The organism is Nocardiopsis oceani (assembly GCF_054777395.1).
Map to the genome: position 1 here is coordinate 144,865 of NZ_BAAHAR010000004.1, position 17,649 is coordinate 162,513.

At 71.0% G+C, this 17,649-nt stretch carries 15 protein-coding genes; 2 read left to right on the forward strand and 13 right to left on the reverse strand.

The genetic code is table 11. The features are described from left to right. Positions 1–171: 171 nt before the first annotated feature. The 3 genes from ACYVDG_RS03550 to ACYVDG_RS03560 form a co-directional block, all read right to left on the reverse strand. A complete protein-coding gene (locus ACYVDG_RS03550) occupies positions 172–789 on the reverse strand; it encodes an FMN reductase (protein ID WP_460746796.1) in 618 nt (205 codons plus the stop codon). Further along, positions 789–1,889: an LLM class flavin-dependent oxidoreductase gene (locus ACYVDG_RS03555; protein ID WP_460746797.1), complete on the reverse strand. Its 1,101-nt coding sequence runs from the start codon at positions 1,887–1,889 to the stop codon at positions 789–791. The genes ACYVDG_RS03550 and ACYVDG_RS03555 overlap by 1 nt, the downstream gene beginning before the upstream one ends. 1,058 nt (positions 1,890–2,947) lie before the next feature. Further along, positions 2,948–5,209, reverse strand: a complete 2,262-nt coding sequence (locus ACYVDG_RS03560) for a serine/threonine-protein kinase (protein WP_460746798.1) — start codon at positions 5,207–5,209, stop codon at positions 2,948–2,950. Between the two features lie 297 nt (positions 5,210–5,506). On the opposite strand from ACYVDG_RS03560, the gene ACYVDG_RS03565 reads away from it, so the two are divergent. Together ACYVDG_RS03565 and ACYVDG_RS03570 are read left to right on the forward strand one after the other, a co-directional pair. Continuing rightward, positions 5,507–6,490: a LacI family DNA-binding transcriptional regulator gene (locus tag ACYVDG_RS03565; RefSeq protein ID WP_460746839.1), complete on the forward strand. Its 984-nt coding sequence runs from the start codon at positions 5,507–5,509 to the stop codon at positions 6,488–6,490. 216 nt (positions 6,491–6,706) lie between these two features. After that, positions 6,707–7,912 carry an MFS transporter gene (locus ACYVDG_RS03570; RefSeq protein ID WP_460746800.1) on the forward strand — a complete coding sequence of 402 codons (1,206 nt, stop codon included), beginning with the start codon at positions 6,707–6,709 and terminating at the stop codon, positions 7,910–7,912. Between the two features lie 42 nt (positions 7,913–7,954). On the opposite strand, the gene paaI is transcribed toward ACYVDG_RS03570, so the two are convergent. The 10 genes from paaI to ACYVDG_RS03620 form a co-directional block, all read right to left on the reverse strand. Beyond that, positions 7,955–8,332, reverse strand: coding sequence for a hydroxyphenylacetyl-CoA thioesterase PaaI (paaI, locus tag ACYVDG_RS03575; protein ID WP_460746841.1), 378 nt, complete (start codon positions 8,330–8,332; stop codon positions 7,955–7,957). 44 nt (positions 8,333–8,376) lie between these two features. Then, entirely contained in the window at positions 8,377–9,480 is a 1,104-nt protein-coding gene (paaE, locus tag ACYVDG_RS03580; protein ID WP_460746802.1) for a 1,2-phenylacetyl-CoA epoxidase subunit PaaE, read from the reverse strand. 2 nt (positions 9,481–9,482) lie between these two features. After that, positions 9,483–10,007 (reverse strand): 1,2-phenylacetyl-CoA epoxidase subunit PaaD, encoded by a 525-nt coding sequence (gene paaD / locus ACYVDG_RS03585; RefSeq protein ID WP_460746803.1) that lies wholly within the window; start codon positions 10,005–10,007, stop codon positions 9,483–9,485. Next, on the reverse strand, positions 10,001–10,879 hold the full coding sequence (paaC, locus tag ACYVDG_RS03590) for a 1,2-phenylacetyl-CoA epoxidase subunit PaaC (RefSeq protein WP_460746804.1): 879 nt from the start codon (positions 10,877–10,879) through the stop codon (positions 10,001–10,003). The genes paaD and paaC overlap by 7 nt, the downstream gene beginning before the upstream one ends. A 93-nt stretch (positions 10,880–10,972) precedes the next feature. Beyond that, entirely contained in the window at positions 10,973–11,284 is a 312-nt protein-coding gene (gene paaB, locus ACYVDG_RS03595; protein WP_460746805.1) for a 1,2-phenylacetyl-CoA epoxidase subunit PaaB, read from the reverse strand. After that, the gene (paaA, locus tag ACYVDG_RS03600) at positions 11,281–12,270 is read right to left on the reverse strand and encodes a 1,2-phenylacetyl-CoA epoxidase subunit PaaA (RefSeq protein WP_460746806.1); all 990 of its coding nucleotides are present in this window, start codon (positions 12,268–12,270) and stop codon (positions 11,281–11,283) included. The genes paaB and paaA overlap by 4 nt, the downstream gene beginning before the upstream one ends. 1,441 nt (positions 12,271–13,711) lie before the next feature. Next, positions 13,712–14,500, reverse strand: a complete 789-nt coding sequence (locus tag ACYVDG_RS03605) for an enoyl-CoA hydratase/isomerase family protein (RefSeq protein ID WP_460746808.1) — start codon at positions 14,498–14,500, stop codon at positions 13,712–13,714. After that, positions 14,497–15,384, reverse strand: a complete 888-nt coding sequence (locus tag ACYVDG_RS03610; RefSeq protein WP_460746810.1) for a 3-hydroxyacyl-CoA dehydrogenase family protein — start codon at positions 15,382–15,384, stop codon at positions 14,497–14,499. The genes ACYVDG_RS03605 and ACYVDG_RS03610 overlap by 4 nt, the downstream gene beginning before the upstream one ends. Then, the gene (locus tag ACYVDG_RS03615) at positions 15,381–16,118 is read right to left on the reverse strand and encodes an enoyl-CoA hydratase/isomerase family protein (protein ID WP_460746842.1); all 738 of its coding nucleotides are present in this window, start codon (positions 16,116–16,118) and stop codon (positions 15,381–15,383) included. The genes ACYVDG_RS03610 and ACYVDG_RS03615 overlap by 4 nt, the downstream gene beginning before the upstream one ends. A gap of 38 nt (positions 16,119–16,156) precedes the next feature. Then, positions 16,157–17,392 carry a thiolase family protein gene (locus tag ACYVDG_RS03620; RefSeq protein ID WP_460746811.1) on the reverse strand — a complete coding sequence of 412 codons (1,236 nt, stop codon included), beginning with the start codon at positions 17,390–17,392 and terminating at the stop codon, positions 16,157–16,159. Between the last annotated feature and the right edge of the window lie 257 nt (positions 17,393–17,649).

Here is a 17,649-nt window from a genome sequence, read left to right on the forward strand (position 1 = left end):
GAGCGACTGTAAACACTCCTTCCGACTGCGCTGAAGAGCTGAGCGGCATTATTGTGCACGGCACAACAGACGGCGCGCAGTGCAGGGCACTGCGCGCCGTGACGGGGTCCCCGTAGCCGGGGTCTCGGGACCCTGGGCCCTGAGGGCTTGGGTTCCTCTTAACCGGGGGCCTCAGCTCCCCAGACCCGACATCAGGTCGGCGAAGGGTGTGGGCTCGTCGTAGGGGTCGTCCGCTGCGGGTGCGTTCTCGGTGGCCAGCAGGGCCAACTGCCGGGCCGAGCGCTCGATGCGTTCGGACAGCTCGCGACCGCCGTTCTCACCCGCGCCCCAGTCCTCGGAGGCGGCGTAGACGCCCGTGGGCACCACCACCGCGCGGGTGTAGGAGAACATGGGCCGCAGGGCGTGTTCCAGGACCAGTGAGTGGCGCGGGCTGCCGCCGGTGGCGGCCGCCAGGACCGGCTTTCCGTCCAGGGTGCCGGGCTCGATAACGTCGAAGAAGGACTTGAACAGCCCGCTGTAGGAGGCGTTGAAGACCGGGGTCACCGCGATGACCCCGTCCGCCGCCGCGACGTCCTCCAGCACGCCCGGTAGTTCACCGGTGGGCACCTGGGTGGTCATGGCGTTCATGATGTCGTGCGCCAGCTCGCGCAGCTCCACGACGCGGACCTCGGCCTTCTCCCCTCGGTCGGCCAAGGCCGCCTCCGCCGCCGCGGTCAGCCGGTCGGCGAGCAGGCGGGTCGAGGAGGGGTTGCTCAGCCCTGCCGTGACGGTTACCAGCCTTCGGGTCATCACTTGGCCTCCGTGTTCGTGGTCGCGCGCTCCTTCGCGGCCAGGAGCGAGGCGTGTGTGGGGGCGTCGGGTACGTGGTCGGGCTTCTTCGCGGCGAACTCCTTGCGCAGCACCGGGACGACCTCCTCACCCAGGATGTCCAGCTGCTCCAGTACGGTCTTGAGCGGCAGGCCCGCGTGGTCCATCAGGAAGAGCTGGCGCTGGTAGTCGCCGAAGGACTCGCGGAAGCCCAGGGTGCGGTCGATGACCTCCTGCGGGCTGCCGACCGTCAGCGGGGTCTCGCGGGTGAACTCCTCCAAGGAGGGGCCGCCGCCGTAGACCGGCGCGTTGTCGAAGTAGGGACGGAACTCCTTGACCGCGTCCTGGGAGTTCTTGCGCATGAAGACCTGACCCCCGAGGCCGACGATGGCCTGGTCGGCCTTGCCGTGGCCGTAGTGCTCGAAGCGGCGGCGGTACAGCGAGATGAGCTTCTTGGTGTGGGTCGCGGGCCAGAAGATGTGGTTGTGGAAGAAACCGTCGCCGTAGTACGCGGCCTGTTCCGCGATCTCCGGGCTGCGGATGGATCCGTGCCAGACGAACGGCGGTACGTCGTCCAGCGGGCGCGGGGTGGAGGTGAAGCCCTGCAGCGGGGTGCGGAACTTGCCTTCCCAGTTGACCACGTCCTCGCGCCAGAGGCGGTGCACCAGATTGTAGTTCTCCAGCGCCAGCGGGATGCCCTGGCGGATGTCCTGCCCGAACCAGGGGTAGACCGGGCCGGTGTTGCCGCGCCCCATCATCAGGTCCACCCGGCCGTCGGCCAGGTGCTGGAGCACGGCGAAGTCCTCGGCGATCTTCACCGGGTCGTTCGTGGTGATCAGCGTGGTGGAGGTGGACAGGATGAGCTTCTCGGTCTGGGCCGCCACGTAGCCGAGCATCGTGGTGGGAGAGGAGGCGACGAAGGGCGGGTTGTGGTGCTCGCCCGTGGCGAAGACGTCCAGGCCGACCTCCTCCGCTTTGAGGGCGATCCGCACCATCGCCTTGATCCGCTCGCCCTCGGTGGGCGTACGCCCCGTCGTAGGGTCGGTCGTCACGTCGCTGACCGAGAAGATTCCGAACTGCATGGCCGCTCCCCCAACCAGATAGCTTCCTAGGAAAATGCTTACGATGAAACTATCATGCCGAACCCACGATCGCGGGCAGGTATTCCGCCCGCGATACCAGGCGCATCCGGAGCGCGTCCAACGAAACTTTCCGTGACCATAAAATGACACTATGGCGCGAAATCCGGAGTGGGGCGGCCACCCACACCGGGAAACGAAACAGCGGGGGGGCGGATCGGACCCCCGCAGCCCTTCGTGATGCGCCCCTCCCCCACACGTGTCGGGCCACACAAACCGGTGGCCGTCCGCCCGCGAAACCCCTGCGGACCAAAGGGGAGAACCGGACGGCACCAGAGGCACGACCACCGCTGCCACCGGGCGAAAACCCCTGGCAGGCCGAGGTTCCCTGGCCTCGCGGCGCACCAAGGGCCACCCGGTTTCAGCGCCGCGGCCCGGCCCGCCCCCCAGGATCTCGCGGAGCGGGTTAGGCTCCCAGTGCCCGAGTTCGCACCCGCTTTTTACCGAGACAAGCGAAAATCTGCTCCCCGGGCGGGAACACCACACCTATATGAAGCGTTCTCACTGGTGAAGCACCCCAGACCGACCCCAACCCCAACAAACCCATCCCCGTCTGTGCGAAAGCTTCGACATCACCTTTAGACCATGCGCGGTTGCACGCGTTCGTGTTGGCAATGGGGGTTTCTGACACGAAGACATCGCAGCAACCGCCTTCCCAGCGGCCAGACCGCACTTCGTGCGTTGGCCGCGCGGTCGGGTCCCACGTTGGGGGACGTGGGACCCGGCCAGACCTAGCGAATACGCGTGTTCGTGTCGTAAATGGGGGTTTCCGACACGGAACTTCCACCGTATTCGCCGCCCAGCGGCCGCACCGCACCTAGTGCGCGGGCCGCACGGCCGGTTCCACGTTGGGGGACGTGGAATCCGGCCAGGCTTCAAGGGGGCGCGCCACCAGGCGCGCCCCCTTTTCATGAGGGGACCGTTTCCCATGTCCGGCCGGGTTCTCCTCCGCCACCGTGCCGTAGGAGAACCGGTGCCCGCAGCGCCGTCACGCTCTCCGCTCAGGACCGTTCGTGGAATTCGATCAGGGCGATGTCGTCGATGTCGGCTTCGTAGTATTCGGGATCTTCCGCGTAGGGCTGGGTCGGCTCCGCGGCCGGACTGCACGGCGAGTACGAGATGGCGCTCTCGGTGGGGTTCTCAGCCGCGATCTGGTCGTCCCAGGTGTCGCTGCAGGCCACCCTGTCGTCGATGACGCTGGTCGTCCCCCTAGAGAACCGGCCGTTGAGCCACACCCGCCGGTCCTGATGGTCGCTCGGGTTCTCCATCACGTCCGCTACGTCCATCGCGTAGTCGCAGTCCATGTCCCAACCGCTGGCCTGGACGTCCCACTCCTTCTCCCCGGGGTAGCCCATCACCACGGTCCCGCAGATCGGGGCGTACACCAACTCCCAGTCGGGCCCCTCCTCGTCGGCGGCCCATATCTGGGGGTCCTCCAGCGGCACTGCGGCGTCCATCTCCTCAAAGTCGACCCGCACGTCCCACCGGTCCGTGGTGTACTCGGCCCAGACCGGTCGTTCCTCTTCGTCGAGTTCGACCCGGCCGGTGGCTTCCTCCTCCGCGAAATCCCCCTCGTCCAGGAGTCCGAACACGGTGGGCCCCGTATACACGCGCTCCTCTCCATCCGCGGCTTCGGCCCCACCCGCCTCAGCCAGGCTCTGCAGCGGTGCGGTGACCAGGGTGGCGGCAACGGAGTCGGCGCTGACGCCGGGGGCGAGCTCCAAGGGCTCAGGTGTGGACAACCACTCCTCCTCGCGCGGCGCGTACACATAGAGTTCGCCCTGGTGGTTGGCGACCGCCGTGGTGCCCGGACCCATCGCCGCACCTCGGATCAGGAAGCTGTCAGTGTCGGCCGAGTACAGGTATTCCTCCTCGACCCGGCTGCCCGCCACCACCTCGTCCACGGGGGTCCCGGTACGTTCGGAGATCTGCTCGGCGTGTTCCTGGGAGTAGGCGCGTTCCACCTGGGCGGTGTAGCCTTCGCTCTCCTCCAGGAGGCTCGCGGCTGCGGCGACCGTCTCCGACGGGTTCTCACTCACCTGGTCGTAGACCACGAAGCCGCCCGCGGTCAGTCCGGCCACAGCAAGCAGACCCGCTCCGGCCAGGCCGAATTTGGACCCGGCCACCCCGCCCAGCACGCCGCTGCCGGTCAGGCCCGTACCGGCCGCACCGCCGCTCGCCGCCCCAGAACCGGTCGCGCCCGCTCCAGCGGCACCTCCGGAGCCCAGCGCGCCCGAGCCCGCGGCGCCCATGCCCAGGCCGGCCGCGGAGGCCACACCCAGTGCGGCGGCCCAGCGGGCGGGGTCGTGTCCGGCGTCGTCCACGCCGCGCCAGTAGTCGCGGAGCATGCGGCGCAGGGTGTCGGCCGCCGTGACCGCACGGCGTCCATCCTGCTCCTCCGGCCCCTCCTCGGACCCTTCCCACAGTTCGGGCAGCAGGGAGTGCACCAGCGCCTCGGACTTCGGTCGCTGGTCCGGGTCCACCGACAGTGCGGCCTCCACCAGACCGTGCAGATCCTCGGGCACCCCGTCGACCTCGTAGGCGCCCTCGCGTACCCGGCGCGCCAGCTCCGCCGGGTCACCGCTGCCGAACGGCTGGTGTCCGGTGGCGGCCAGCGCCACCAGCCCGCCCCAGGCGAACACGTCGGCGGCCGGGTCCGCGGCCGCACCGGTGTAGCGTTCGGGGGCCGACCAGCCTGGGGTGCCGTAGGAGGCCGAACCGTCCTCGGAGCGCTCGGTCCCGACCTCGACCGCGATGCCGAAGTCCACGATCTTCGGCCCGTCCGGAGACAGGATGACGTTGCCGGGTTTGATGTCCCGGTGGGCGATCCCCGCCGTGTGCAGGGCGGCCAGACCCTCCGCAGTGCCCAGTGCGAAAGTGCGGAGCATGTCGCCTTCCAGCGGACCGAACGCGCGTACGTGCGCCCGCAGATCGCGGCCGGGGACGTAGTCGAAGGCCAGCCACGGCACCGGCGCCTCGGTGTCGGCTGCGTGCAGGCGGGCGGTGCTGATTCCGTCGGCCCGCCCCAGCATCTCGACCTCGCGGGCGAACGCCTCCCGGAACCGGGGCTTGCGGGCGAAGTCGGCGTGCACGGTCTTGACCGCCACGCACACCCCCTGCCCGTCCAAAGCTCCGTAGACGGCTCCCATACCTCCGGAGCCGATCCTTCCCACCACGCGGTAGGTCCCGATCTCGGCCGGGTCACCCGCCTCCAGTGGTGCGAGCCCGGGTGGCAGGGGGACTGTTTCGGGGGAAGTGGACATCGACGCCCTTCAAGACGAGGTGGGTGTTCCGGGGTGTGGGGGTACTCCGCCCGGACAGTCTGACGCCCCTGTGCCACCGGAGGTTCGAGCGGGTCCGGGGGGTTTCTGTGGGTTCCGGAGATCCTGTGGGCTCCGGGGTCTCGGGACTGCCGGAATCGCGAAGGCGCGGGGCTCCGCCTCCTGGACGGCCACCGGTCCCGACCGGGCGGCGGTACGATGCGGCTGCACGACGTCGAGGGGACCAGGGTGACCAGTGGTGACGGCAAGGGCGGCACGCCCGGCGGCGGGCGGCCGACGATGGCCGACGTGGCGGCGCACTTGGGGGTCTCCCGGCAACTGGTGTCCCTGGTCCTGGGCGACCGCCCCGGCCCCAGCGCCAAAACGCGGGAACGGGTCCTGCGCGCCGCCGAGGAGCTCGGCTACCGCGCCGACACCGCCGCCCAGCTGCTGCGTCGGGCCCGCAGCCGCCAGCTCGGTGTGCTCTTCACGATGGAGCACCCCATGGACGCGGACCTGGTCGAAGCCTTGTACTCGGCAGCGGCCCGGCTGGGCTACAGCGTGGCTCTCAGCGCCATGCTCGCCAACCGCACCGAGCGCCAGGCGATCGACGAGCTCGTGGGGCTGCGCTGTGAGGCGCTGGTGCTGATCGGGATGTCGGCGCAGGCGCCCGAGGACCTGGCCAGGGTCGCCGAGCGGGTCCCGGTGGTGGAGATCGGGCAGCGCACCGGCGCGGCGGGCACCGACAGTGTCCGCACCGACGCCGTCTCCGGGGTGAACCAGGCGGTCGATCACCTGGTGTCCTTGGGCCACCGGAACATCGCCCACGTCCACGGCGGTGAGCTGCCCAGCGCACCCGAGCGCCGGCGCGGTTACCTGGAGGGCATGCGGGAGCACGGCCTGGACGCCTGCGTTGACCTCGTACCGGGTGCCTACACCGAGGAGGCCGGGGCTCGGGCCGCGGCGGTGCTGCTGGCGCGGGATGAGCTGCCCACGGCCGTGGTGTGCTGCAACGACCAGTCCGCGCGCGGGTTGATGGAGACCCTGCTCCGTGCGGGGCGGTCCGTGCCCGGGGACGTGTCCGTGGTGGGCTACGACGACAGCCGGGCGGCTCGGTTGTCGTTCCTGAGCTTGACCTCGGTGCGGCAGGACGTGGCACGGATCGCCGAGCTCACGGTGGGAGCGGCGGTCGAACGGCTGGAGTCGGGGCGGACCGAGAGCACGCACGTGATCCTGCCCACCACGCTCACGGTGCGGGACAGCACCGCGCCCCCGCGCCCCTGAGAAACCACCGGGCACGCCCGGGCCGCACCCCGTGCCCGGCGCGAGGCAGATCACGTGCCGCACCGTTGGCGATCTCCGCGGATCGGTGACACCATTGATTTAGCACGTGCCAAGTCGCTTGACGCACTGCCTTGGGCGCGGTCCGCACCCGCACGTCGCTCGTATCTCCCGGCTAGACCCGCACACCCGAACCTCCGCCCGGAAAGGGGCACCGCCATGCGCCTGGCCCTGCTCGCCCTGGCCCTCGGGGCCTTCGCCATCGGCACCACCGAGTTCGTGATCATGGGGCTGCTGCCCGAGGTGGCCGCCGACCTCGGCATCTCCATCCCCTCCGCCGGCCACCTGATCACCGCCTACGCCCTGGGGGTGGTGGTCGGCGCTCCCCTGCTCACCGCGCTGAGCACCCGGCTTCCCCGTAAGACGGCGCTCCTGCTGTTCATGGGGGTCTTCCTGCTGGGCAACCTGCTGACGGTCCTGGCACCCACGCACGGCACCGTGCTCGCCGCCCGCTTCCTGGCCGGTGTCCCGCACGGGGCCTACCTGGGCGTGGCCGCCCTGGTCGCCGCCCACCTGGCCGGACCGGCGCGCCAGGCCACCGCCGTGGCGCGCGTGATGCTCGGGCTGACCATCGCCAACATCGTCGGGGTGCCCGCCGGGACCCTGCTGGGCCAGCTGACCGGCTGGCGGACCGCCTTCATGGTGGTCGCGGTGATCGCCGCCCTGACGGTGCTGGGTGTGGCGCGCTGGGTTCCGCACGTGTCCATCGCCGCCCGCGGCGGCCTGCGCGGGGAGTTCACCGCCCTGGCCCGCCCGCAGGTGGCCCTCGGCCTGGCCACAGCCGTGTTCGGGTTCGCCGGCGTGTTCGCCGTCTACAGCTACATCTCACCGATGATGACCGAGCTGGCGGGCATGCCCAGCACCGGGGTCCCGGTCGTCCTGGCCCTCTTCGGTGTCGGCATGACCCTGGGGTCTCTGCTGGTGGGGCCGCTGGCCGACCGGTGGCTGCGGCCCACGATCTACGGGTCCCTCGCCTCGCTGGCCCTGGTGCTGGCGCTGTTCACCGTCACCGTGCACAACCCCTGGACTGCCGCGATCACGGTGGTGGTCCTGGGCGCGGTCGGCTTCGGCGTGACCGCCCCGCTGCAGGTCCTGGTGATGAGCCGGGCCGGATCCGCACCCAGCCTGGCCGCGGCCTCCAACCACTCGGCGTTCAACCTGGCCAACGCGGGCGGGGCCTGGATCGGCGGTGTGGGCATCTCGATGGGACTGGGCTACACGTCGCCGGCGGCGATCGGCGCGGTCCTGGCCGTGGCCGGTCTGGGTATCGCGGTGACCGCGGGCTTGTTCGACCGCAAGAAGCCATCGGCCGCCCCCGAGAGCCCCGAATCCGCCACCGGAACGCGGGAGCCCGTCACCGGCTGAGGCCCTGCGGGCCCGCGTCCAGCGGGCCCGCACACAGCCTCGTCAGGCCCGGTGGGGCAGGGTGCGGCTGCGCCCTCGGAACTCGGCGACGACGTCCTCACCCCGCCGCACCGTGACGTCGTAGACGCCGCTGCGCCCGTAGACGACGCGCTCCACGGCGGTCGCCACCAGCACGTCGCCCTCACGGACCGCGGCGACGAACGTGACGTCGGCACCGGAAGCCACCGTCACCCCGCCCCCGTCCACGTTGCACGCGCACGCGAAGGCGGTGTCGGCGAGGGTGAACACGAACCCTCCGTGAGCGATGCCGTGGCCGTTGACCATCAGCGGACCGACGGTCATCTCCACCACCGCGAGTCCGGCCCTGGCCTCGACCAGGCGCATGCCCAGGTTCTTGGAGGCCCGGTCGGCCTCGAACATGCGCCAAGCGGTCTCGTTACGCCCCTCCGGCGCGCCCTGGCCGCTCACGAGTCGAAGTCCACGGTCACGGCGTCGGTCTCGGGCAGCGACTGGCAGGCCAGTGCGTACCCGGCCTCGACCTCGGCCGGGGTGAGCGCGTAGTTGCGGCGCATCCGCACCTCGCCGTCGCACACCTTGACCCGGCAGGTGCCGCAGACCCCGCCCTTGCAGGCGAAGGGCAGGTCGGGCCGGTAACGCTGGGCGGAGTCCAGGACCGGGACGCCCTGCGGCAGGGTCAGCGTCGTGGTGCGGCCGTCCAGGACGACGGTCACCTCGCTGGCCGGGCCGTCGACCCCGGGCTCCTCGTGGCGTGCCTGGGGCGGCGGTTCGGCGCCCTCGACGAAGAAGAGCTCCTGGTGGATCCGGTCGCCCGCCACACCGTGTTCGGCGAGGACCTCCTGGGCGTCGGTGACCATCCCGTAGGGGCCGCACAGCCACCAGTGGTCCACGGCGTCGGCCGCGATGATGGTGGACAGCAGCGCGTCCAGCTTCTCGCCGTCCAAGCGTCCGGTGAACAGGTCGGAGCCGCGGGGCTCGCGCGAGAGCACGTGGACCAGTTCGAGCCGGGGCCCGTAGACGTCCTTGAGGTCGGCCAGCTCGTCAGCGAACATCACGGTGTCGCTGCGCCGGTTGCCGTAGAGGAGCGTGACGTGGGAGTCGGTCCGGCGCAGCAGCGACGCGGCCATGGACAGGACGGGCGTGATGCCCGAACCCGCGGCGACCAGCACGTGGCGGCCGGACTCGGCCAGGTCGGGGCTGAACCGGCCGGTGGGCGGGCCCACCTCGATCTCGTCGCCCGGCGCGACCTCGCGGACCAGCCAGCTGGAGAACAGGCCGCCGGAGACGAGGCGCACGCCCACCCGCGGCGCGTCGCCCACGGGCGCGCAGATGGAGTAGCTGCGCCGCTCCTCCACACCGTCGACCTCGCGGCGCAGCGTCAGTGACTGCCCCGGCGCGAAGGCGAACTCCTCGGCCAGGTGGTCGGGAACGTCGAACGTAACGGCGACCGCGTCGTCGCACAGGTACTCGACGGCGGCCACGCGCAGCCGGTGGAACGCCGCCCGGCGGCGTACCGGGGACCCGGCGGTCTCGGTGACGGGTGTGGTCACGGTCAAATCTCCTTGACGTGCTCGAACGGTTCGAGGCAGGTCCGGCAGCGGTGCAGCGACTTGCAGGAGGTCGCGCCGAACCGGGACAGCTCCTCGGTGTCGGCCGCCCCGCAGAGGGGGCAGCGCGGAACGGTACGGGTGGGCAGCAGGGTGAGCGGAACGGGACCCGCCGGGCGCTGGGGTGCCCCGCTCGGCGGGGAGATGCCGTGCTCGGTGAGCTTGCGCCGGCCCTCGTCGGTGATCCAGTCGGAGCTCCACGGCGGGGAGAGCGCGGTGCGCACCTCCACGTCCGCGAACCCGATGGCGCGCACGGCGCGGTCGACGTCGACGCGCATCTCGGCCAGGGCCGGGCAGCCGGAGTAGGTGGGCGTGATCCACACCGCGGCGGTGCCGTCCGCCTCGACCGCGACGTCGCGCAGGATGCCGAGGTCGGCGAGGGTGAGCATGGGCAGCTCGGGGTCGGTGACCGCGGCTGCGGCCGCCCAGACCCGCCGCTCCTCGGTCGCGGTGTCGGTTGTGGCTACCATGTCGCCTCCGGGTGCTCTCGGGCCACGCGCTGGAGTTCCTCCAGCAGCGGGGCGAGTTCGGCGGTGTGCCTGCCGCGGCGCCCGGCGACCTCGGCTCCGGGGAAGGCGTCAGGGGCGGGCAGGGTCGCGGCGGTCAGCACCTGGGTGAGGACTTCGTGAACCTCGTCGCGCAGACCGGCCGGGTCCACACCCACGCCCTGTTCGGCCAGTCCGGCCTCGACGGGGTGGGTGGCGAAGAGCTCGCCGGTGTGCGGCCACACGTCGGCGACGGCCGCGCGCATGCGCTCGTTGGAGTAGGGGGTGCCGTCGCCCAGGCGCAGGGCCCAGGAAACGGCGTACTCGCGGTGGTAGGCGAGTTCGTTGACGGCCTTGGCCGCGATGGCGGACAGGACGGGGTCCTTGCTGTCGGCCAGCCGGGTGAAGACGGCCAACCGCCAGCTGGAGAGCACGAGCAGCGTGGCGACGGCGCGGCCGAAGTCGCCACGGGGGAGCTCAGCCAGGTGCACGTTGCGGAACTCGGCGGCCGCCCGGTGGTAGGCGAAGGCGTCCTCGTCGCGTCCCGTGCCGTCGGCCTGGCCTGCGCGGGCGAGCAGCAGGCGGGCCTGGCCGAGCAGGTCCAGCGCGATGTTGGCCAGGGCCACCTCCTCCTCCAGCTCCGGGGCGTCGGTCACCCACTGGGTGAGGCGCTGGGACTGGACGAGTGCGTCGTCGCCGAGCATCTGGCAGTAGGCCGCCAGGTCCTGGCCGTCCACCCCCGCGGGAAGGGTGGTGTCCACGCCCGCGAGCGCCTCGGTGAAACCGGTGCCGAAGGCCCAGCGGGCGTCGCCGCCGTGCTCCTCGGTCAGGCCGGTGAAAATGTTCTCGCCGCTCATGTAGTTCCTTGAAGACTCGTGCCGACCGCTGACCCCTCGGGTGTACGGGTCCGTGGCCTGCGGTTCCTACCTCGGGATCCGCCCCGCCGCTCGCTAGATGTGGGGGACGTCCTCGGGGATGGGATAGAAGGTCGGGTGGCGGTAGACCTTGTCCCCGCTGGGCTCGAAGTAGGGGTCCTTCTCGTCCGGGCTGGACGCGGTGATGTCCTGGGCGAGCACGACCCAGATACTCACGCCCTCGTTGCGGCGGGTGTAGAGGTTGCGGGCGTTGTGCAGCGCCATGGTCTCGTCGGGGGCGTGCAGGGAACCGACGTGGACGTGGTTCAGGCCGCGTTTGCCGCGGACGAAGACCTCGTAGAGGGGCCACTCGGGGCGGGCCGGGGCCGTGTTGCCGTCCTTGCTCATGCCGAGACCTCCCGGGTGCTGTGCTGCTTCTGGGCCTGCTGCTTCTCGGCGTAGGCGGTGGCCGCCTCGCGTACCCACGCGCCCTTCTCGTGCGCGGCGCGCCGACGGGCCACCCTCTCGGCGTTCTTGGGGCCGCTGCCGGAGATGACCTGCTTGAGCTCGTTCCAGTCGGGCTCGCCGAAGTCGTACCTGCCGCGCTCGTCGTTCCAGGCCAGCTCGGGGTCGGGCAGGGTGACGCCCAGCTTGTCGGCTTGGGGGACGGTCATGTCGACGAACTTCCGGCGCAGTTCGTCGTTGGTGTCGATCTTGATGCCCCAGATCATGGACTGCTGGGTGTTGGGCGACTCGGAGTCGGGCGGGCCGAACATCATCAGGGACGGCCACCACCAGCGGTCCACCGCGTCCTGGACCATCTTCCGCTGGCCCTCGGTGCCCTCCATCATGCGCATGAGCAGTTCGTAGCCCTGCCGCTGGTGGAAGGACTCCTCCTTGCAGATGCGCACCATCGCGCGGGCGTAGGGCCCGAAGGAGGTGCGGCACAGCGGGACCTGGTTGCAGATCGCCGCGCCGTCGACCAGCCAGCCGATCACGCCGACGTCGGCGTAGTTGAGGGACGGGTAGTTGAAGATCGAGGAGTACTTCTGGCGCCCTTCGATCAGGCGCTCGGTGAGGTCGCCCCGGTCCACCCCGAGGGTCTCCGCGGCCGCGTACAGGTACAGGCCGTGCCCGGCCTCGTCCTGGACCTTGGCCAGGAGGATGGCCTTGCGGCGCAGACTGGGCGCGGTCGCGATCCAGTCGCCTTCGGGCTGCATGCCGATGATCTCCGAGTGCGCGTGCTGGGAGATCTGGCGGATGAGCGTCCTGCGGTAGGCCTCGGGCATCCAGTCGCGCGGCTCGATGCGCTGGTTGGCGGCGATCCGGGTGTCGAAGTCCGCTTGGAGAGCCTCGTCGGCGCCGGAGGGCGCTTCCTGGGCCGTGGTCGACATTGAACTTTCCCCATTCATAACCGAACGTTCGGTCAGTAATTAGTATCTCCGGTTCCGGGCGCCCAACGCAAGTCCCTGAGCACCCGGAACGGAAAACCGCAGAGTTGGCTTTGGTGTTGGCCTTGGGCCTCCGCCCGCCCGTCGCCCGCCACCAACCCTCAACGGACGCCTAGGAGCCTGTTGAAACAGGGTGTTGGGCTCCCCTGTCCTCGGGGTGTGCCCCTGTCCACGCAAGCGCGGGAAGCCCACGCAAGTGCGGGTTTCCCCGTTTCCTGCCGCTTGATGGTGGCCGTCTCCGCTGCGCGCCTCAAGGTCGTCGCCATCGAGCGCTTCGCGCATCAACGGCGCTCCACCTTGACCCGCTTCGCTGCGACGGCGGGTCGGCGGCAGTCAGGAAACGGGGGGCCTGTGGTCGGGGCTGTGGATGTCCCGGCCTTCGGCCGGGTCCGGCCGTGGCCGGCCGGATTCCTTCCCGTCCGTCTGGTTGTGTCGGCAGGCGCGTCGCAATCCAGTGACCGGTGAGCGACGAAGGACCCGAGCAGGCGGGGCGGGTGGTCGGGCGCGTCCCACCGGTCTGGCGGCTCGGTGGGTGGACCGGTCGGGGCGGGGTGGTGTCGGCGGCCCGGCCGGGTGCGGGGTAAGCAGTGAGCCCCCCCGTGGGAGGCATTGTGGGCGCCGAGATTGCCTCCAGGGAGGGGGCTCACCGGCCCCCGGGTGCTTCTGAGCGGGGGTCGGCGTCCCGGGTGCCTCCACCGGGGGTAGCGGCCGCCCCCCGGGGCAGCCCCGGTGTCCGAAAACAGACCGGTGGGGGTGACCGCTGCGTCCGAAACCGGTTCATCCCCGATGATCTTGCCCCTGTCTCAACCCTCGGCCGTCGAGGGTTGAGCCAGGGGCAAGATCATCGTTGGGAAGGGGGCCCAGCCCTGACCGAAAGCCCGGTGGGACGCGCCCAGCCACCCGCCCCGCCTGTTCGGGTCCTTCGTCGCTGGCTGGCCACTGGATTGCGACGCGCTGGCCGAGGAAGCCAGACGGAAGGGAAGGAATCCGGCCGGCCACGGCCGGTGGGCCGGGCTTCGCCCGGCCGGGCGAAGCCCGGCCCACCGGGCCGAAGGCCCGGGGCCCGAAGGGCCCCTTTCAGGCCCCGACCACACGTCCCCCGTTTCCTGACTGCCGCCGACCCGCCGTCGGAGCGAAGCGGGTCAAGGTGGAGCGCCCTCGACCGCGCGCCAGCGCTTCGACGGCGACGACCTTGACGCGCGCAGCGGAGACGGCCACCATCAAGCGGCAGGAAACGGGGAAACCACCCGCACAGGACGTGGCACACCCCAAGGGCAGGAGAACCCAACCCCTTGTCACCAGGCGCTAAGGCGCGGTTTCTCATCCGAGCAATCCCACCTTCGCCGCCTCCAGAACCCCGCCAGCGCCCGAACGGACCCTCTGCCTAGCGGCCGGTGAAGGTGGGCTTCTCCTTGTTCAGGAAGGCCTTGACCGCACCGACGTGGTCGGCGGTCATGCCGAGCTGGTTCTGTAGCTCGGCCTCCTCCTCCAGCAGCTCGGGCAGCTCCAGCTCACCCGCGGCCGCCGATCGGACCTCGCGCTTGGCGGCCACGAACGCCGCCGTGGGACCCGAGGCCAGCTGCACGGCGGCCTCGCGGGCGCGCGCCTCCCAGTCCTCGTCGTCCACGACCTCGGTCACCAGCCCCAGCTCCCGGGCCCGGTCCGCGCCGAACACCGTGCCCAGCAGCATGAGCTCCATGGCGCGCGCCTGACCCAGCGAGCTCACCAGGCGGTAGGCCAGACCCGAGTCCGAGGCCAGCCCGATCCCGGTGAAGGCGGTGCCGAACTTGGCCTTGCGGGCGGCCACGCGCACGTCACCGGCGAGGGCGAGCCCCAGCCCGGCACCCACGCAGGCCCCGCCGATCCCGACCACGACCGGCACCTGGATCTCCTCCAAGGCCAGGACGATCTTGTTGTAGTGCTCCCGCACGGTGGTCAGCGCCTCTTCGGGCGCCTCCTCCTGGATCTTGGCGTGCTCGCCCAGGTCCTGTCCCACACAGAAGGCCTTGGCCGACCCGAGGAACAGCACCGCCCGGGCGGTGGTGGACTCCCTGGCCTGCCGGACCGCCGCCAGCAGCTCCTCCTTGACCTGCCGGGTCAGCGCCGGCCTGTTGAGGCGTACCGTGGCGAGTCCGTCAACCTCGACGAACTCCGCAGCCTTCGTTTCGCTCACGCCTTGTCTCCCTTGTCCCAAGTGTGAAAACCCTCGCCGCTCTTGCGGCCGAGCCTGCCCTCGGCGACTTTACGGCGCAAGAGCTCCGGAGGCGCGAACCGGTCCCCCAGTTCGGTGGCCAGGTACTCGGCGATGGCCAGGCGCACGTCCAGACCGACCAGGTCGGTGAGCTTGAGCGGACCCATGGGGTGGCGGTAGCCGAGCTCCATGGCGGTGTCGATGTCGGCGGGTGAGGCCACACCCTCCTCGACCATCCGGATGGCCTCCAGGCCCAGCATGACGCCGAGGCGGCTGGTGGCGAAGCCCGGCGAGTCCCGCACCACGACCTCGGTCTTGCCCAGGGCGCCGACCCACCCCCGCACCGACTCCAGGACCGCGCCGTCAGTCTCGGGTGCGGTGACGATCTCCACGAGTTTGGAGGCCGGGACCGGGTTGAAGAAGTGGGTGCCCAGGAAGCGGCCGGGGCGCTTGAGCGCGGCGGCAAGCTCGGTCACCGACAGCGAGCTGGTGTTGGACGCCAGCACGGTGTCCGCGCCGACAGCGGCTTCGGCCGCGGTCAGCACCGCGATCTTCAGCTCCGGCTTCTCGGGGACGGCCTCCACGACCAGACCGGCGCCGGCCGGGATGTTCACAGCGTCGGTGACGGTGCTCAAGCGCGACAGGAAGGAAGCGGGGTCAGCGTCGATCTTGCCGCGGTCGCGCGCCTTGTCCAGGCCGGCCGCGACCCGGTCGCGGCCGGCCTCGGCCGCCTCGGAAGCGGCCTCCACGAGCACCACGTCCGCCCCGGCGGTCAGGAACTGTTGGACGATGCCCGCGCCCATGGTGCCGCCGCCGATGACGGCGACGGTGGCGGGGACACCTTGTGCGGTGTTGTCGGAGGTCAACGCTTCTTCCTCTCCAGGAAACGGGTCATACGGTCCTGTTTGTCGGCGCTCTCGAACAGCACCGCCTGCGTGAGGTCGTCGGCCAACGGGTGCACCCCGTCGGCGTCCAGCACCATCTTGGTCATCCGCAGGGCCATCGCCGAGGAGGCGGCCATCCGGTCCAGGATGCCGTGCGCGCGCTCGCGCAACTCCTCGGAGGGGACGATCTCGGCGACCAGACCGTGGCGCAACGCGGCCTCGGCGTCGAGTGTGAAGCCGCCCAGCAGCACCTGCTTGGCCACCGAGACCCCGACCAGTTCCTTCAAGCGCCAGCAGGCACCGGCACCGGCGATGATGCCCAGGCCCGGCTCGGGCTGGGCGAACACGGCGGTGGGGGTGGCGATCCGGATGTCGCAGGCGTAGGAGAGCTCGGCGCCGCCGCCCAGCGCGAAGCCGTCGACCGCCGCCACGGTAGGCGCCTGGAGGCGGTGCAGCCTCTCGAACAGGCGGCTGTTGATCCCGGCCAGGGCCTCCTCCCTACCGCGTTCGCGGAGCTCGGAGATGTCGGCCCCGCCGGCGAACACGGTTCCGTGCCCGGTCAGCAGCAGCGGCTTGGGGTCGGCCTCGATCCCGGCGCACACCCGGTGCAGCTCGGCGATCATCCGGCCGTTGATGGCGTTGCGGGCCTCGGGACGGTACAGCTCGACCACCACGCGGTCCTCGCGCCGGTCGACGTTGAGGGTCTCGAAATCCATGTCCTGAGGACTCTCCTGCTCGCCGTGCTGGTTCCCGGTCACGCGCGCTCCACCAGGAGTGCCGTGCCCTGGCCGACGCCGACGCACAGTGTGGCCAGGCCGCGGCGGGCGTCCTCGCGCTCCATACGGTTCATGAGCGTGACCACGAGACGGGAACCGGAGGACCCGAGCGGGTGGCCCAGGGCAATCGCGCCGCCGTCGGCGTTCACCCGGGAACCGTCCAGCCCGAGCTGGCGAAGCACTCCCAGGGACTGGGCGGCGAAGGCCTCGTTGAGTTCGACCGCGCCGACCTCGTCGAGCTTCCACCCGGAGCGGTCCAGGACCTTGTGGGTGGCCGGAACCGGACCCAGGCCCATGACCTGCGGCTCGACCCCCGCGGAGGCGGAAGCGACGACGCGGGCACGCGGGGTGAGGCCGTACCGGCGCACCGCCTCGGCGCTGGCCAGGACCAGCGCCGAGGCACCGTCGGAGAGCGAGGAGGAGTTGCCCGCGGTGACGATGCCGCCCGCACGGAAGACCGGGCGCAGCTTGCCGAGGCTCTCCATCGTCGAGCCCGGGCGCGATCCCTCGTCCTCGGTGACCTCGTGTGTCTGGCCCTTACGGCCGTGGACGGTGACCGGAACGATCTCGTCGGCGAAGCGGCCCGCCTCCGCGGCCGCAACCGCGCGCTCGTGGCTGTTCAGCGCGAAGGCGTCGCACTCCTCGCGGCTGAGACCCTCCAAGGCGGCCACCTCCTCGGCGGTCTCCCCCATCGACAGGGTGTAGCGCAGGTCGTCGGGGGACGCATCTGCGGAGACCTGAGCGTCGGCTGAAGCGAACCGGGGGTTGGTGAAGCGCCAGCCCAGGGAGGTGTCGGCGACCTCGCCCGGTTTGGCCCAAGGGGTACCGGGCTTGGCCATCACCCACGGGGCGCGCGTCATCGACTCCGCACCGCCCGCCACGACCACGTCTGCCTCACCGGCGCGGATGGCTTGGGACGCCGAGGCGACCGCGGTCAGACCGCTGGCGCACAGCCGGTTGACGGTGTAGCCGGGGACCTTGGGGTCCAGGCCCGCCAGGAGGGCGGCCATCCGGGCCACGTTGCGGTTGTCCTCACCGGCCTGGTTCGCCGCGCCGAGGATGACCTCGTCCACCGCCTCCCCGGGGACGCCGGACCGTCGGACCACTTCGGACACGACCTGGGCGGCCAGGTCATCGGGGCGTACGGACGCGAGGGCGCCCCCGTACCGGCCCTGTGGGGTGCGCACCCCGTCGACCACGTAGACGTCGCTCACGAACGGCCTCCCATGTTGTAGTGCGGTGGCGCGGGCCACCGGCCTCGGTGAACTGATCGACACGTCTCCTTGACACACCAGGTCGGAGACTGAATAAATGCATTAGTAACCGAACGTTCGGTCAGTAAGCAAGTCGGCCCGCCCGCAACCACCCGACGAACACCCACCACCGCGCGGCGACACCGCCCTCACCCTGCCCAGCGCCCCAGCACGGGCCTGGTTCCGCGGAAACATTGGGGCTACCATGCGCGGAACCC